This is a genomic window from Sphingobium sp. MI1205, assembly GCF_001563285.1.
In the GTDB taxonomy this organism is placed as follows: Bacteria; Pseudomonadota; Alphaproteobacteria; order Sphingomonadales; family Sphingomonadaceae; genus Sphingobium.
Window position 1 is genome coordinate 424,412 of the sequence record NZ_CP005188.1, and the last position, 12,002, is coordinate 436,413.

Genomic DNA, 12,002 nt, shown 5'->3' on the forward strand with positions numbered 1-12,002 from the left:
TTAGTGAGAGCCCGCAGTGGTAGCTGCCGCGGCGGTACCGCTTGCCGACAAGAAGCGGACCGCGGTGCCAGTCGCATTCGCCTTGCCCCAGCTGAATGCCGACACGTGAGCATCGCCATACTGCGCTTTGACCACGGCATCAGCACCGAGCTTTTGCGCGCGTTCCCAAAGCTCCTTGTAGATTTTGTCCTGCGAGGGCGACTTGCTGAACACCGTTGCTTTGCGGACGCCCGCCTTGACCTCTCCTAGGATCTCATAAGGGCGGTCAGTGATATCGTATGGAAAAACGGGGACGCCGACTTCCTCGTTTACGAGCGGCTGGGCATGGGGCGCTTGGCTCAAGGCAGGCGCTGCAATACCCATCGAGAGGGCGGCAATCAGAACGAAACGCATAAAGTATACTTTCCCTGTTGGAGCCGGCTTACTTCGCGGCGGGAGCCACCGTCGGAGCCGACTGGGCTGCGATTGCGACTGAGGAAGCTGCGACAGGAACGGTCACAGGCTCGGAAGGTGTGGCCTCAGCGAAGACCAAAGGCACGTCTTCACCGATAAAGCCCTTGACCTGCGATCCCGCAGCGATTTTGGCGCTTGTTCCTGTGGTGAAAAATCCAACGACAGGAACGAAGGCCACAGCAGCTACGACGCCTGCCGTTCCGGTAACGCCTTTGTCATCAAACGTGCCGGTCAGCCGGATCTGGCGCCCGTTCACGCTCACATTGAGGAGCGAGGCGGTCAAATGGCCTGACTTGCCCCACATCCCTTTATTACGAACCTCGGTGATTTCACCGACGGCTGGCGAACCGACCGGAATGACGACCTGTCCCCCAACGGAAACCGGCTCGATCACGGAGAGCCTGAAGTGCTGACCTACCCGAAGTTTCTTGCCTTCGGTCGTCAGGGGCTCTTCCATCTTAAGTTGGATTTCAGTGCCTGTGCGGAGAACATTGTTGGCCGCGGGTCCCACGGCGAGTGCAGGCGCTTGAACCTGAGCATGTGCAGGCGTTGACGACGCGATTGCGCACGCGAGCGCAACATACATCAATCTCATTGATTTACCCCCATATTTGGCCTTCCCCAAGGCCAGTCATCGTGTGGCAGAGCGCCGGTCGGGATGTCAAGCGAACGGCCTCTGGGATTGAAGAACCTTGCCCTGCGGACCGTCTTACTGGACCGAGCCTGTTTGAAGTATTTGGTCCATTTTGGATGCTATCAGCTTCCAGAAGGACAACCCTTCCCAATCAGCTTCGACAGCAAGTTCGCCGATCCGCTCGGCTACTTTGACCGGCGCTTGGTTACCATGTCTCCTCAACAGCATCATGGCCGCGCCCAGTGCGATATGATCGTTGGTCATCCTATCGCTCTCCTGGATTAGCTCTTAACGCCGGACGGCGTCTGGACTTCCACCGTCATCTTGTAGCGATAGCGCTGCTCGCCAAGGATTCCGTAGCCGTAGGTGGTAAGTACAAGTGCGATACCCGCGATCAGCACTCCCAAAGTTATCAAGCACCCGCGCACGACATATCCTCTTTTGACGTGAGCCTTATTGTTCGGAGATATTTCGATCAGGCTAATAGCTGGGGCGGTGGGCTAATCGTCTTATAAACGCTGGATTTCGAACGGATTGAAGCTGTCATGCCCTCGGAAAATCGCGAGGAGTGCGGACATCGAGCGTCGGGAATAGGCCGCGCATATGACCGATGTTCCAGGTCACGATCGTGGGGATACCGTGTACCACCGCTGTTTCGCCGATCATTCGATCGTAGAGGCGAGCCCCGATCCCGCCATCGGCTGCATAGCTGCGCACCGTGTCGAACGTCTGCGCCGGGGTCAAGCCGATCAACTGGGTGACGGTTCTCACGCTTTCAAGCGCGGCCCAGGCTTCCTTTGCCGTGAAACGAAATGGCGCGTGTGTGCCGCGACGGGTCAGGGTGCTATAGACTTCGGCATAGCTGTGTGCGGCAACGCCCAGCACATGACCGCGACCAGCGTCGAACAGGTCGGCCGACGAAGCATGATGCTCATGATCGCCTGCCAACGCCGCTATAATCACATTGCTGTCGATTAGCGCATCAATCGTCAATGTCATGCTCACGGGTTCGATCGAGAGCCTCATTGGCGCTTTCGAGGCTGACCGGCTTGCCGCTCGACGGACGAACCAGCAGCGCGCCGCGCCGCACCAGCTTGCCGGTATTGGCTGGAATACCTGGCGGGACATAACCTCGCAGCGCGTCCTCGATCACCTCACTGGCCGTCATGCCGGTGAGTTTCGCAAGCGCACGGACCCGATCGCGCGCAAAAGCCGAGCGGACGTTGAGCTGGATATTTTCGGCACGACCCATGACCGAGCTCCTTTGCGATGAGATATATCATGTCGACGCTCGGTGGGCTATCGAAATTCCGTTTTGGCTAGCCCTGAAATCTGACACCGTCGTTTTGTCCTGGTAGAAAAGAGGACTTGAGGGAATCGACTTCACTGATCGAGCTTCCAATCATTATCTGCGATGATGTTTTGCATGTTCCAAACCACCCGTGGATTAGGTCCTCCTGCGCCGCTGAATTGGGGATATGCTGTAAAATGCGTGCGGAAACCCGGCTTCAGATCGAGCGACAGATTATCCTGGCTTTCGCTGACAGGGGTGCACCGGTCGATTGGCTGGTCGGGTGTATCGCATTCGTAAAGGCGACCGGCCAGGGTCGCGCTTTCGAGTGCCTCCATCCCATGGTTTTGAAACCATCCCTTCACGGAATAGCGAAGCTGCTGATCGTCAGCGTTGGATTGAAGTGCCTGCTCCTCGATTGTCCATTCTACAACGGGGGACCTTGCAGGTAGCTCATGTTCGCTCCACCAATCTTGAAACGCTAGAACTCCCAGCCATGCGGCAAGCGCGTAAGCGGCCCAACGGAAAGGGGCTACCTGCATCATTAATGCGAAGGCGACGCCCGCGCCTACCCAGGCTAGAAGATCATTCTCGCGTTCCGCCACATCTGCTCCCTGCCGTTGTTCGGAGCCTGATGAGGTGATCTTGCGTCAAAATCGGTCATAAGATTTGTGGTTGGATCTCGATCTTGGCCACCCGAATTCTGACAAGCTGATATGCAAGCCGCCTGTAATTGGTTGACGCAGAACCGCTTCGCAACAGCCGAAACACCCCTTGCGCATTTCAAAGCTTGTCAAAAACCGATCCCATCCGCGGTGCGAAAAGGCGTTCATAGGTTCGCAGCAGGTGGTAGTCCGTCATGCCTGAAACATAATCACAGATGATCCTCATCGGATCGGAAGAGCTGGCGAATTTGGCGTACGCATCGCAGGGCAGGAATCTCTTGGGCTCAGACTTCATGACCTCAAATACGGCGATTACCATCATCTGCCCTTTGAACTCGAGATGCTGGACGCTGGGGCTACAAATGACTTCCTCGTAAACCAGCTTCGTTACCGCAGCCAGGAAATCCGCTACGGGTTTTGGCACCTCCGCACGATACCGAAGCCTGTGCTCCTCAAATTCGGCTTCGTCGCGGATCTGGATGCTCGGGATGACGAAGTTGAGGATCCGGTTGATCTGGTGTTTGCGGTCGTTGCCGTCACCAAATAGGCGATCGAGTAGGCCACCATATACGTCGTTGCCATACTGCCCGCGATATTGGCTGTTAAGATAGTCGAGTAGGCCTTGGCAGGCCGAAACGGGCACGTGCATTTGAAACTGCTTTTGATCTATCAGTTTAAGCTCGAGCGCGTCCTCTAGATCGTGGATGCCGAAGCTGATGTCATCTGCAAGGTCCATGATCGAGCAAGCGAGGGATTTATGGCGTGCTTTGGCATGCCTCCCTGCACGAATGTCAAACTGGCGGAAAGCATCCTGATCGCCCTTGGAAAGCGGGGAGAGGATCCAGTCCACGACATCCTGCTCGCAATCCAAAAAGCATTTCGGAGGCTCGGATGCCTTGCGATCAAGCAGCGGCATACCGCTCGTATCTGCTAACATTCCCGGACGGAGGTCCGGGTTGGCCACTTCGCTGAACGACGCGGGGTATTTAAGAACGCCGAGCAGCGTCTCGCGCGTCAGGTTCGAGCCGGCAACCTCAGAAAATTTCTCCAGGCGCGATAGAATCCGAAGCGTTTGGCCGTTCCCTTCAAAGCCGCCATGATCTCTCATGCAGTAGTTGAGGGCAATTTCGCCGCCATGACCGAATGGAGGATGCCCCAAATCATGGGTGCAGGCGATCGCCTGAAGGAGCGCATGTTCGGGAAGGTGCTCAAGGGCTGGATGGCCGGGCAGATTATGGACGAGCTGTTTGGCTAACCCGCCAGCGATCTGCGCGACTTCAAGCGAATGTGTGAGGCGGGTGCGGTAGAAATCGCTTTCCCCTAGGTTGAGGATTTGGGTTTTACCCTGCAGCCGCCGAAAGGAGGCTGAGTGGACGACGCGGCCATAATCCACGTCGCCCTCAGATCGCGCATCAAAAGATTTTCGCAACTCTGGTGTTCTGCGATCGAGCCAGCTCATCATGTCCCCAGTTCCTCTGCACAATATCTGCCCGCTAGCATGGAGAATGAAGTGCGGGAACCGACCCCGTTCCGCCACTGACGCGCGGCCGCGGATAAACGTCGCAAGAAGGGGTAGTCCTATCCTCAAACCTCACCACGGATCAAAGAACGTGCTTCTGCGGCGCTGGTTGGAAAAAAGATGTCGCGGGCAACGCTTCCACAAAAAATTAAGAGCTTAGAACGTAACGACTGCGGAATGATGACTTCTGGAACGGCAGGCATCGGCTCAATGCGACCAATTTTGTCGTGCAATCAGATATCATCCCTCAGCAGTCCTTGGGACTGACGCATTCGTCAGAGGGCCCTGCGGGCATTGACAGGAGAAGTTCGGAATTGACGCAGCGTAATATCACACCGGTGGATATCGAGATTGCAGAACTCCTCTATCCTGTGCTGGTTGAAGCGGCACGGGGCGGGGAGAAGCTTACTTGTCTTCAGTTGATCGACCGAGCGAAACTGCGTCATCCGGACAATGTGGCGATTCAAAAACAAGTGCCAGTCGGGCTCGGTCGCCGGCTGGCTACAGTACGTGCGTTTACAGCGCCCCTTGGCTACCCGGACCTCACCTGCCTTGTAGTTCAACTGCGGACCAACCTGCCTGCTGACGTTTTCCCGAATCCCGAGGCTGAACAGGCGAAGGTCGCTGCTTTCGACTGGAAAAATGTGGAGCCCGCATTTTTCCTGCAGTTGGGAGAATGGCGCAAAGCCAATGAACGCAAAGCGAAGTGCGATCGCGGGACAGCCGTGCAGATCGTTTGGGACTATTACTCAGCCAATCGCGTTCGGATGCCCTCTGCTATCAAGCAGTTTAGGGAGCTTCTGATTGAAGAGGTGATGGGTGGTGAGGACGTCGAGCAGGCGTTCGCAGCTATCGTTTCAGAGCTGACTCCAGAGGTGGCGTGATGATTAAGCATCTCGCGATCAAACATTACGCCTGATGCGGCCGGTCCTTTGGCGTCGGGACCACTGTGGTTACGGCACCAGCCAGCGTTCCCCATCGGCAAGGCGCTGGATAGGCGGAAGGTCGATGCCTGGTGCATCCCATGACAAACCGTGGACTGGGACCAGGGCGCACGGGTTTACCGCTTTGGCAAAGCGCGCGATGTCGAAAGGGCTGGCGTGGCCGCTGGTGTGGAGGTGCAGCGCCTTCGCACCGGCCTGCAGGGCATGACCCCAACCCGTGTTTGGTGCGGTTTCATCCAAGTAGCCGCGCCAATTGGAGAAGACGTATGCATCACGGTCTGTGAAGCCGAGGCCACCGCGCGCGAACTCTGCCACCATGGAGTCCCGCGTCATAACTATCGCTCGACCGCCTGATAGGCGCTTGCGGGAGGTGGCATATGGTTTCCTAGCAAGAGCGTCGACCCAGTCATCCCGTCCTTGCCTTGCATAGAGGCGTTTTCCGGAGCCGGTAATGATTACCTGCAACTCAGGGAAGCGCGGATCGCCGGGTAAGGGGATCCCAGTGCCAGGTGCGATCCGTTCCAGCACGTCTGCGCCATAAAGGTCCACCACCAGGGAACGCCCGGTGCGTTTCGCGGCGCGGAACAATGTGACTGTTCGATCGAGATTCTGTGCGGACCAGTTTACGAAGATGTGTCCCGGCACCTCCTGGGCAAGCTGGGTAAAATCATGCTCCAGCTGCGCTTCGGTGACGACAGGCTTGTGGGTTCCCAGGTTCGTGCCTTCGATGATCAGCGCGTCCACGTCTCGCGGCGGATTTGCGATCATCGCCTCAACGAGTGCGGCCTTACGCCCATGGCAGCGAAAATCTCCAGAATAGAGTATGCGGCGGCCCTCTGCTTCGATCAGGAGCATGTACGCGTCAGCGGCGCTGTGGTCGGTGAGAAATGGGGTCACCGTGAATGCGCCGAGGGCGAGAGGACCTGACCTAGCCCGCCAAGTAGAGATCGAACGCGAAAGCGGCGTCCCGAACAGGCCGGATGTAAGCCGCATCAACTCCGCTGCTTTTTCACCGGTCCAAAGTGGCCAATGCGCGGGCAGTTCGTCGATCAGGCCCCAGTGATCCATGTGCGCGTGGCTGAACAGGACGGTGGCCGGACCGTCGCGATCGAGTGTCTGGGGTAGGAGGCCGCTCGCCTCGCGCGGTGCGTCGAGCGGCCGGCCGGCATCCAGGATCAAGCGCTCGCCTCCTGAGGCGACGAGTTCGATGCACGAGCCGCCGATCGCGCGCGTGCCGCGATGAACAATCACCTCAAGCATCAGGGGCGCGGTTCCACTTCCGCGATCTTGCCTGGGACCAGAATGCAGAGGCAGGAGGTTGCAGGCTTGCAGCCAATTGGAAGGACTTTGATACCAAACCGTTTGAGGCGCGCCTCATGCTGGTTTTGCACGAAGGAAGCCCCATGGGAGCGATAGCGCTCCATCTCCGTCTCGCGTAGCACCCCGTTGGCTCGGGGCGAACAGTAGTTGCCGACGACCACTCCGGGAGGAAGGATGACGGATGCAGTATCGCCAGCGTCGGCAAATGTCTGCCACGCCGCAATGGCGGGGCCGGTCTTGCCGAACATTTCGGCTAGCGCGAGAAGGATCCGTGCAGCTTCGGAATAGGCTGAGCGTACCTCGCTGGGACCGCTGTCGTTATCCATCCATGCCACGTATTTGCGGAGCTGAACCACTACGTGCGGTGCCGCTGGCTTATTGTGGTCGGACCGTAGCTCACCGTTTACGGCGCATTTCGCTTCCCAGAACCCGATATCATGACCCTGCGCGACTACCAGATCCATGCGCGGCGCCACTTTCCCAGTGGCATCGGGACGGGCAGGAAGAGCCATTTCTAGATCCAGCGTGCCCGCAGTGACGGCGACCAAATCATCTACGAAGCGCTTCTCGTCACCTGCATAGGTTTCAGCGGTGTGAACCCATTTGGTGACCTCCATCATGGGTATCTCCGTCCCATGACCGAGCGAGAAGGAGGTGTATTTCTGAGCATATTTGCTCTCGTCTTCGTGCCCTTTAACGACACCCGCCACATATTTGTCGTGGACTTCGAAGCGAGGCGAGCCGGAACTTATACTCAGCTTGGCTATGGACTGACCCTTTACATAAAAGTTCAAATAACCATTGCGCACCGCAACGCGTAGTCCATGTGGACCCGCATCTTCGCCCGGCAGCACCCAGCGGTCGAACAGAGCTTTGATGACGGCGACATCCCGATAGTTGCGAAGGGCGTCGACGTCGAATTTGCGTTCAAAAAGTGGCATGAAGGCTCTCTACTCATCAATTGCGACAGATTTGGTCATGGGTGAATCGTTCAACAAAGGTAGTGTCAGCTTGGCCGAGGACGTGGCGTCCGTTGCCGGCTGTGCCATCACGACCGTTCGGCCGCCTTCCTGCAGAACGTCGATAACACCAGTTCGGGAGAGCTTATCAACGCACTGCTGCATCCGCCGGCTTGCCACGGGAGGATTGTAACCTTGCGGCCAATAGGTGCTGACGATCAAACCCGGAGGGCCGATAAGGACTACCGATAGTTTGGTGGATACGGCGCGCCACAAAGAAACGCTGCTATGGGTTGTGCTACTACCGAACAGGTCGTCCAGGTCCACCAGGACCTTGGCCGCTTGACGCCAATATGCCGCTGCGGCGTTGTCGTGATTCCTCTTTTCAATGGGCTGCATTATGGCCGGCTCGCTACCATCTCGCCCGTGTAACATAGGGGAGCAGGCAGTTATGACGTCCCACAACGCTATTCCGGCGGGGTAGCCAGTTCCTCCCTGAGCAACAGCTATGCGACCTCCATATCGGCGGTCTCCGGAACCAGATTCCGCGGTCATGCCGATCACACCGGGGTTAGCTGCGATGACCTCTTCGAGGAAACAAGAACCCTCGTATCGTGTCGTACACGCCTCCTCTACGCTGCTGATTATCTCATCCGTTCGCTTCGGGGTCGCAAGTGCTGCAGGGCGATAGGTCCGCACACCGTCATCGGCGGTCACGGTGAGCAAGGGTGCGGCATCAGCCGAAAGCAAAGAGCCCACTTTCCTACCGTAATGATAGATGGCGATGCTGTCCTTAAAGGGCATCATCCGCAGTGGCGTCTCTGGCGAAAGTGGACAACCCGGCCGAGCCCATCGCTCGAACAGCGCGCGTACAGCGTTACCTGGATGGGCCGCGTCCCACCGAGCCAAAGAGCTGACGTCGTAAATTTGAGGCATCTTTATTCGATTTCCGTGGGTTGACTGCATCCCTCAGGATTTGGGATTTTCACATCCAGACGTCATTCTGGTTGCTGAATGGGGGGTATAGGGAAAGGGCGGTGAGCCGGAAAGCAGGCATCAGCATGAACTGGTGCCCACCTGCAGAAGGCCTCCGACTATCGGCATGTGGATGAATAGTTCGCAGGGAACACCAGGCCGGGCCTTGTCGAGCGCGTCAGCGTAGAGCTGGATTTGCGAGCCGTGCCCGACCGCTCGGGCATCCCAGCTATCCGGCGAACCTGGGAAGGATTTGTGATCGATGATGGCGAAGCCGCTGTCATGTTCAACCAGTAAATCGATGCGACCCGTTACAAGCTGATCTCCGATCCGGGCGGAAACTGGGGTCTCGCGATGAATTCGGCCGCTCGGCCATCGCTTCGAGATCTCAGCGAACAGCCGCTCATTGGCTTCCAGCACGTCCTTTGCGGCAACCTGATGCACCCCCCAGCGATCGAGGATCGCCTGTGCTTGAATAAGCCGGGCATCATACGAATCGTGAGGTTGATCTGCCGCAATGATAGCGTGCACGGCTTCGCCGAGCAGGGTCATGTCTGGGCTGCCTGCGAACGGCAAACGCGGGCCGATCGTCGATTTCTCTACGATGATGAAGGTTTCGCTGCTGGAAGCCTCGCTAGGGCGACGATAAAGCGGCGCTCGGTGCGTCGCTGGCCGCGCGATGCGTCCGAATGATACAACCGGAGGTTGAGACTCCCCGCCTTCACCGCACACCAGCGTTGCTGTTCTTGCAGGAAAAGTTTTCGTCCCCGCATGGATTTCTTCGCCTCCGCTGCGTGGTAGAGCGAAATGCTCCGTTTCGTCCCCATCGAGAACCTTCAACCAGTGAAGTGTCCCCTTAGCTGGAGCCGCAAACACAAGATGATCGCGAGCGCGGGTCATGCCGACGTAAAGAAGGCGGGCCTCCTCATCCCTCGATCGGATCGCAGCCCGTTGCCCAAGCGCCGAACTGGGCGCTGAAGAATCGAGATATACGTCCTTTTCTTGGCTCGCATATGGCCAAGGCCAATAGCGGATCCAGCGTCCGACGAGAGGATTTTGCCAATCCACGTCACCATCAGCCTCGGCCATGGGTTCGAACAGTCGAGGCTTTGGTTCTTTGCCTAGCCCAGTCAGGATTACGACGGGCCATTCAAGCCCCTTCGCTCCATGGTAGGTCATGACTTTAACAGCATCGTCCCGAAGGCTTCGCGGGCGGGCTGGGTTCTCTGCAGCCAACGCGAGTGCCAGCCCCGAAGGCGTCGCAGGAGATCCCTCGCCCGCGCAGCTTTCCTCATAGCTCCGAGCGAAGCCGCGAAGCGCTTCGAGATCATCGAGACGCGCCGGCACATCGCCCCAACTTTCGATGTGGCGATTGAGCTCAGGGAGAAGGATGATCGCATCGATAAGGTCGGCTGGCGTCAGCGACAAAATGCCCTCATGAATCTCTTGGAGGGCTGTGGAGATTGGTACGATGGCGAGCAGTGCCTCTGAGGCATTTTCCGCGCCAAGCGCCTCAAGCCAGGTTTCTGATTCTGGATCCTCGGCGAAGAAGCGGGCAAGTTCGGCAAGCGCGAGACGGTCTGTGGGATCTGCAACCCAGCGGAATGCCGCCATTACCAGTTGGACATGCGGCGTTTGGGTAAGGCCTTCACGCTCAACGGCTGCCTTGACACCTTGCTGACTGAGCGCAGCCGACACTTTGGCGATGTCCGCTTTGCTGCGGCACAGAATCGCTATGTCTCCAGCGCGGAGCGCCCGAACGCCATTGGGCTTGGCTGCCACTTCCCATGTTTGGTCGGCTGTCACCATCTCGCGGATTTGGGCGGCTAAAGCGGCATATTGAAGCTCAAGCTTTCCTTCGAGCCACCAGACTGCCAGCGGCGCCTGCGTGAATCCCTCTTCGCTGCGACCCGTTCCGCTGAACGCATGATCCTCCGCCTTAAGACCCATCGCGCTCAGGGCTGGCGCAAAGGCGGCGTTGACGAGGTTTATGATGCCCTCGCGGCTTCGGTATGAGGTCGCTAGCACATCCTGCGGTTCACTCGACGATGCAGCTACCCCTGCAAACGCGGCTTGGGTGAGGGCGCTGTCCGCATTGCGGAAGCCGTAGATGGCCTGCTTGGGGTCTCCCACCCACGTGCTTGCGTCGACTAACCCGGACATCGCAGTGAAAATGGCGACTTGAAGCGGGCTGGAATCTTGAAATTCATCGACAAACAGCCGACCAATGCGCTCGCCCAGTCCGGCGGACATTACCGGATCGCGAAGGACGTCGAGCGCGAGCGCCTCTTGGTCGGTGAAATCCAATAAGCCGCGCTTTGCTTTATAAGCTTGGAATGCGGTCAGGGCTTCGGTCGCACAGGCGAAGACCGACCTGATGAACTGGCTGCAATCCTCCCGAAGCCGCGGATGTGCAGGGTGGCGGCTCGCTGCTTGTGCAACTGCGTCGAGAGCGTCGATGAAGGCCTGACCATCTTTCTTGGCGCAGCCCACCTTCGATAGGCGGGCCCAGTTTGGCCAGGAAATCCGTTCTCCTCGACGAATGCTTGCATCGGTCTGGCGCAGCAACATTACGTGGGGCTTGGCAGTTGCGCTCGATTCAACAGGAACCGCAGTCACTGCCGAACTTACGGCCTTTCGCAAATCTGCATCAAGATCGTCACTGCGTCGGATCGACACCGGTGGTAGCAGTTCGAGGAAGGTTGCGACTGATCGCTCCGCTGAAACGGATAGATCCTGGGCGGGAATTCCATTCGCTCGAGCGAGCTCGATCAAACGCCTGACGGTGGTCCGCCAATCACTTCGTTCAGCGTCAGCGGCTCGCTTGGGCTCGAAGAACCCCATGACATCGGCGAGCGAGTTAAGCGTCGGCGCGTGGCGCTCAATCGCAGCATCAGCAGCGATCGCGAAAATTCGTGGCACGCTGCCTTCGGGAATGACCTCGGCCCGCGGAGATCGCCCCAAAGCGATGGCGTTCTCAGATACAATCTGACCGCAAATGGCGTTCACCGTTCCAAAGCGGGCTCCAAGCAATCGCGCTGCCTTATCCGGCATGCCCAATTCGAACAGTTTAGCACGCGAGCGCTCGATCAGTTCGTCCGCCGCTTTCACCGTGAATGTGGTTGCGACGATCGTCTCGGGATCACGGGATGTGACCTCCTTCGCGATGTTGCCGACAATTCGGGTGGTTTTGCCGGCACCGGCAGACGCCACGACGGTCGTGATATTGGGAACGGTCATGT

Annotated in this window: 14 protein-coding genes; 1 reads left to right on the top strand and 13 read right to left on the bottom strand. The window is 58.0% G+C overall.

The features are described from left to right. From K663_RS02105 to K663_RS24255, 9 genes are all read right to left on the bottom strand, one after another. Complete coding sequence (locus K663_RS02105; protein WP_044661452.1) at window positions 1–393, bottom strand: heavy metal-binding domain-containing protein; 393 nt, start codon at window positions 391–393, stop codon at window positions 1–3. Window positions 394–421: 28 nt separating this feature from the next. Further along, window positions 422–1,039 carry a hypothetical protein gene (locus K663_RS02110; RefSeq protein ID WP_044661453.1) on the bottom strand — a complete coding sequence of 206 codons (618 nt, stop codon included), beginning with the start codon at window positions 1,037–1,039 and terminating at the stop codon, window positions 422–424. 123 nt (window positions 1,040–1,162) lie between these two features. Further along, window positions 1,163–1,351 carry a DUF6961 family protein gene (locus K663_RS02115; protein WP_044661454.1) on the bottom strand — a complete coding sequence of 63 codons (189 nt, stop codon included), beginning with the start codon at window positions 1,349–1,351 and terminating at the stop codon, window positions 1,163–1,165. Between the two features lie 17 nt (window positions 1,352–1,368). Further along, entirely contained in the window at window positions 1,369–1,503 is a 135-nt protein-coding gene (locus tag K663_RS25055; protein ID WP_256382204.1) for a hypothetical protein, read from the bottom strand. Window positions 1,504–1,630: 127 nt separating this feature from the next. Continuing rightward, entirely contained in the window at window positions 1,631–2,086 is a 456-nt protein-coding gene (locus tag K663_RS02120; RefSeq protein ID WP_062113527.1) for a type II toxin-antitoxin system VapC family toxin, read from the bottom strand. Then, window positions 2,070–2,339: a hypothetical protein gene (locus K663_RS24250; protein ID WP_044661455.1), complete on the bottom strand. Its 270-nt coding sequence runs from the start codon at window positions 2,337–2,339 to the stop codon at window positions 2,070–2,072. The genes K663_RS02120 and K663_RS24250 overlap by 17 nt, the downstream gene beginning before the upstream one ends. 131 nt (window positions 2,340–2,470) lie before the next feature. Further along, complete coding sequence (locus tag K663_RS02130) at window positions 2,471–2,983, bottom strand: hypothetical protein (RefSeq protein ID WP_083535803.1); 513 nt, start codon at window positions 2,981–2,983, stop codon at window positions 2,471–2,473. A 178-nt stretch (window positions 2,984–3,161) separates the two neighbouring features. Further along, window positions 3,162–4,505 (bottom strand): anti-phage deoxyguanosine triphosphatase, encoded by a 1,344-nt coding sequence (locus K663_RS02135; protein ID WP_172668317.1) that lies wholly within the window; start codon window positions 4,503–4,505, stop codon window positions 3,162–3,164. Window positions 4,506–4,627: 122 nt separating this feature from the next. Then, window positions 4,628–4,795 carry a hypothetical protein gene (locus K663_RS24255; protein ID WP_157009805.1) on the bottom strand — a complete coding sequence of 56 codons (168 nt, stop codon included), beginning with the start codon at window positions 4,793–4,795 and terminating at the stop codon, window positions 4,628–4,630. 81 nt (window positions 4,796–4,876) lie between these two features. On the opposite strand from K663_RS24255, the gene K663_RS02140 reads away from it, so the two are divergent. Further along, window positions 4,877–5,446, top strand: a complete 570-nt coding sequence (locus tag K663_RS02140) for a hypothetical protein (protein ID WP_052628189.1) — start codon at window positions 4,877–4,879, stop codon at window positions 5,444–5,446. Between the two features lie 69 nt (window positions 5,447–5,515). On the opposite strand, the gene K663_RS02145 is transcribed toward K663_RS02140, so the two are convergent. From K663_RS02145 to K663_RS02160, 4 genes are all read right to left on the bottom strand, one after another. Then, the gene (locus K663_RS02145; protein WP_044661456.1) at window positions 5,516–6,766 is read right to left on the bottom strand and encodes an MBL fold metallo-hydrolase; all 1,251 of its coding nucleotides are present in this window, start codon (window positions 6,764–6,766) and stop codon (window positions 5,516–5,518) included. After that, window positions 6,766–7,767 carry a hypothetical protein gene (locus K663_RS02150; RefSeq protein ID WP_044661457.1) on the bottom strand — a complete coding sequence of 334 codons (1,002 nt, stop codon included), beginning with the start codon at window positions 7,765–7,767 and terminating at the stop codon, window positions 6,766–6,768. The genes K663_RS02145 and K663_RS02150 overlap by 1 nt, the downstream gene beginning before the upstream one ends. A gap of 9 nt (window positions 7,768–7,776) precedes the next feature. Next, complete coding sequence (locus tag K663_RS23740; RefSeq protein ID WP_145902201.1) at window positions 7,777–8,184, bottom strand: hypothetical protein; 408 nt, start codon at window positions 8,182–8,184, stop codon at window positions 7,777–7,779. A gap of 657 nt (window positions 8,185–8,841) precedes the next feature. Then, the gene (locus K663_RS02160; protein WP_044661459.1) at window positions 8,842–12,000 is read right to left on the bottom strand and encodes a UvrD-helicase domain-containing protein; all 3,159 of its coding nucleotides are present in this window, start codon (window positions 11,998–12,000) and stop codon (window positions 8,842–8,844) included. Window positions 12,001–12,002 lie beyond the last annotated feature (2 nt).

Excerpts from the sequence above, each read along its gene's own strand:
- K663_RS02105 (WP_044661452.1), bottom strand. The coding sequence starts at position 393 with ATGCGTTTCGTTCTGATTGCCGCCCTCTCGATGGGTATTGCAGCGCCT.
- K663_RS02110 (WP_044661453.1), bottom strand. The coding sequence starts at position 1,039 with ATGTATGTTGCGCTCGCGTGCGCAATCGCGTCGTCAACGCCTGCACAT.
- K663_RS02115 (WP_044661454.1), bottom strand. The coding sequence starts at position 1,351 with ATGACCAACGATCATATCGCACTGGGCGCGGCCATGATGCTGTTGAGG.
- K663_RS02120 (WP_062113527.1), bottom strand. The coding sequence starts at position 2,086 with ATGACATTGACGATTGATGCGCTAATCGACAGCAATGTGATTATAGCG.
- K663_RS24250 (WP_044661455.1), bottom strand. The coding sequence starts at position 2,339 with ATGGGTCGTGCCGAAAATATCCAGCTCAACGTCCGCTCGGCTTTTGCG.
- K663_RS02135 (WP_172668317.1), bottom strand. The coding sequence starts at position 4,505 with ATGATGAGCTGGCTCGATCGCAGAACACCAGAGTTGCGAAAATCTTTT.
- K663_RS02145 (WP_044661456.1), bottom strand. The coding sequence starts at position 6,766 with ATGCTTGAGGTGATTGTTCATCGCGGCACGCGCGCGATCGGCGGCTCG.
- K663_RS02150 (WP_044661457.1), bottom strand. The coding sequence starts at position 7,767 with ATGCCACTTTTTGAACGCAAATTCGACGTCGACGCCCTTCGCAACTAT.
- K663_RS23740 (WP_145902201.1), bottom strand. The coding sequence starts at position 8,184 with ATGCAGCCCATTGAAAAGAGGAATCACGACAACGCCGCAGCGGCATAT.
- K663_RS02160 (WP_044661459.1), bottom strand. The coding sequence starts at position 12,000 with ATGACCGTTCCCAATATCACGACCGTCGTGGCGTCTGCCGGTGCCGGC.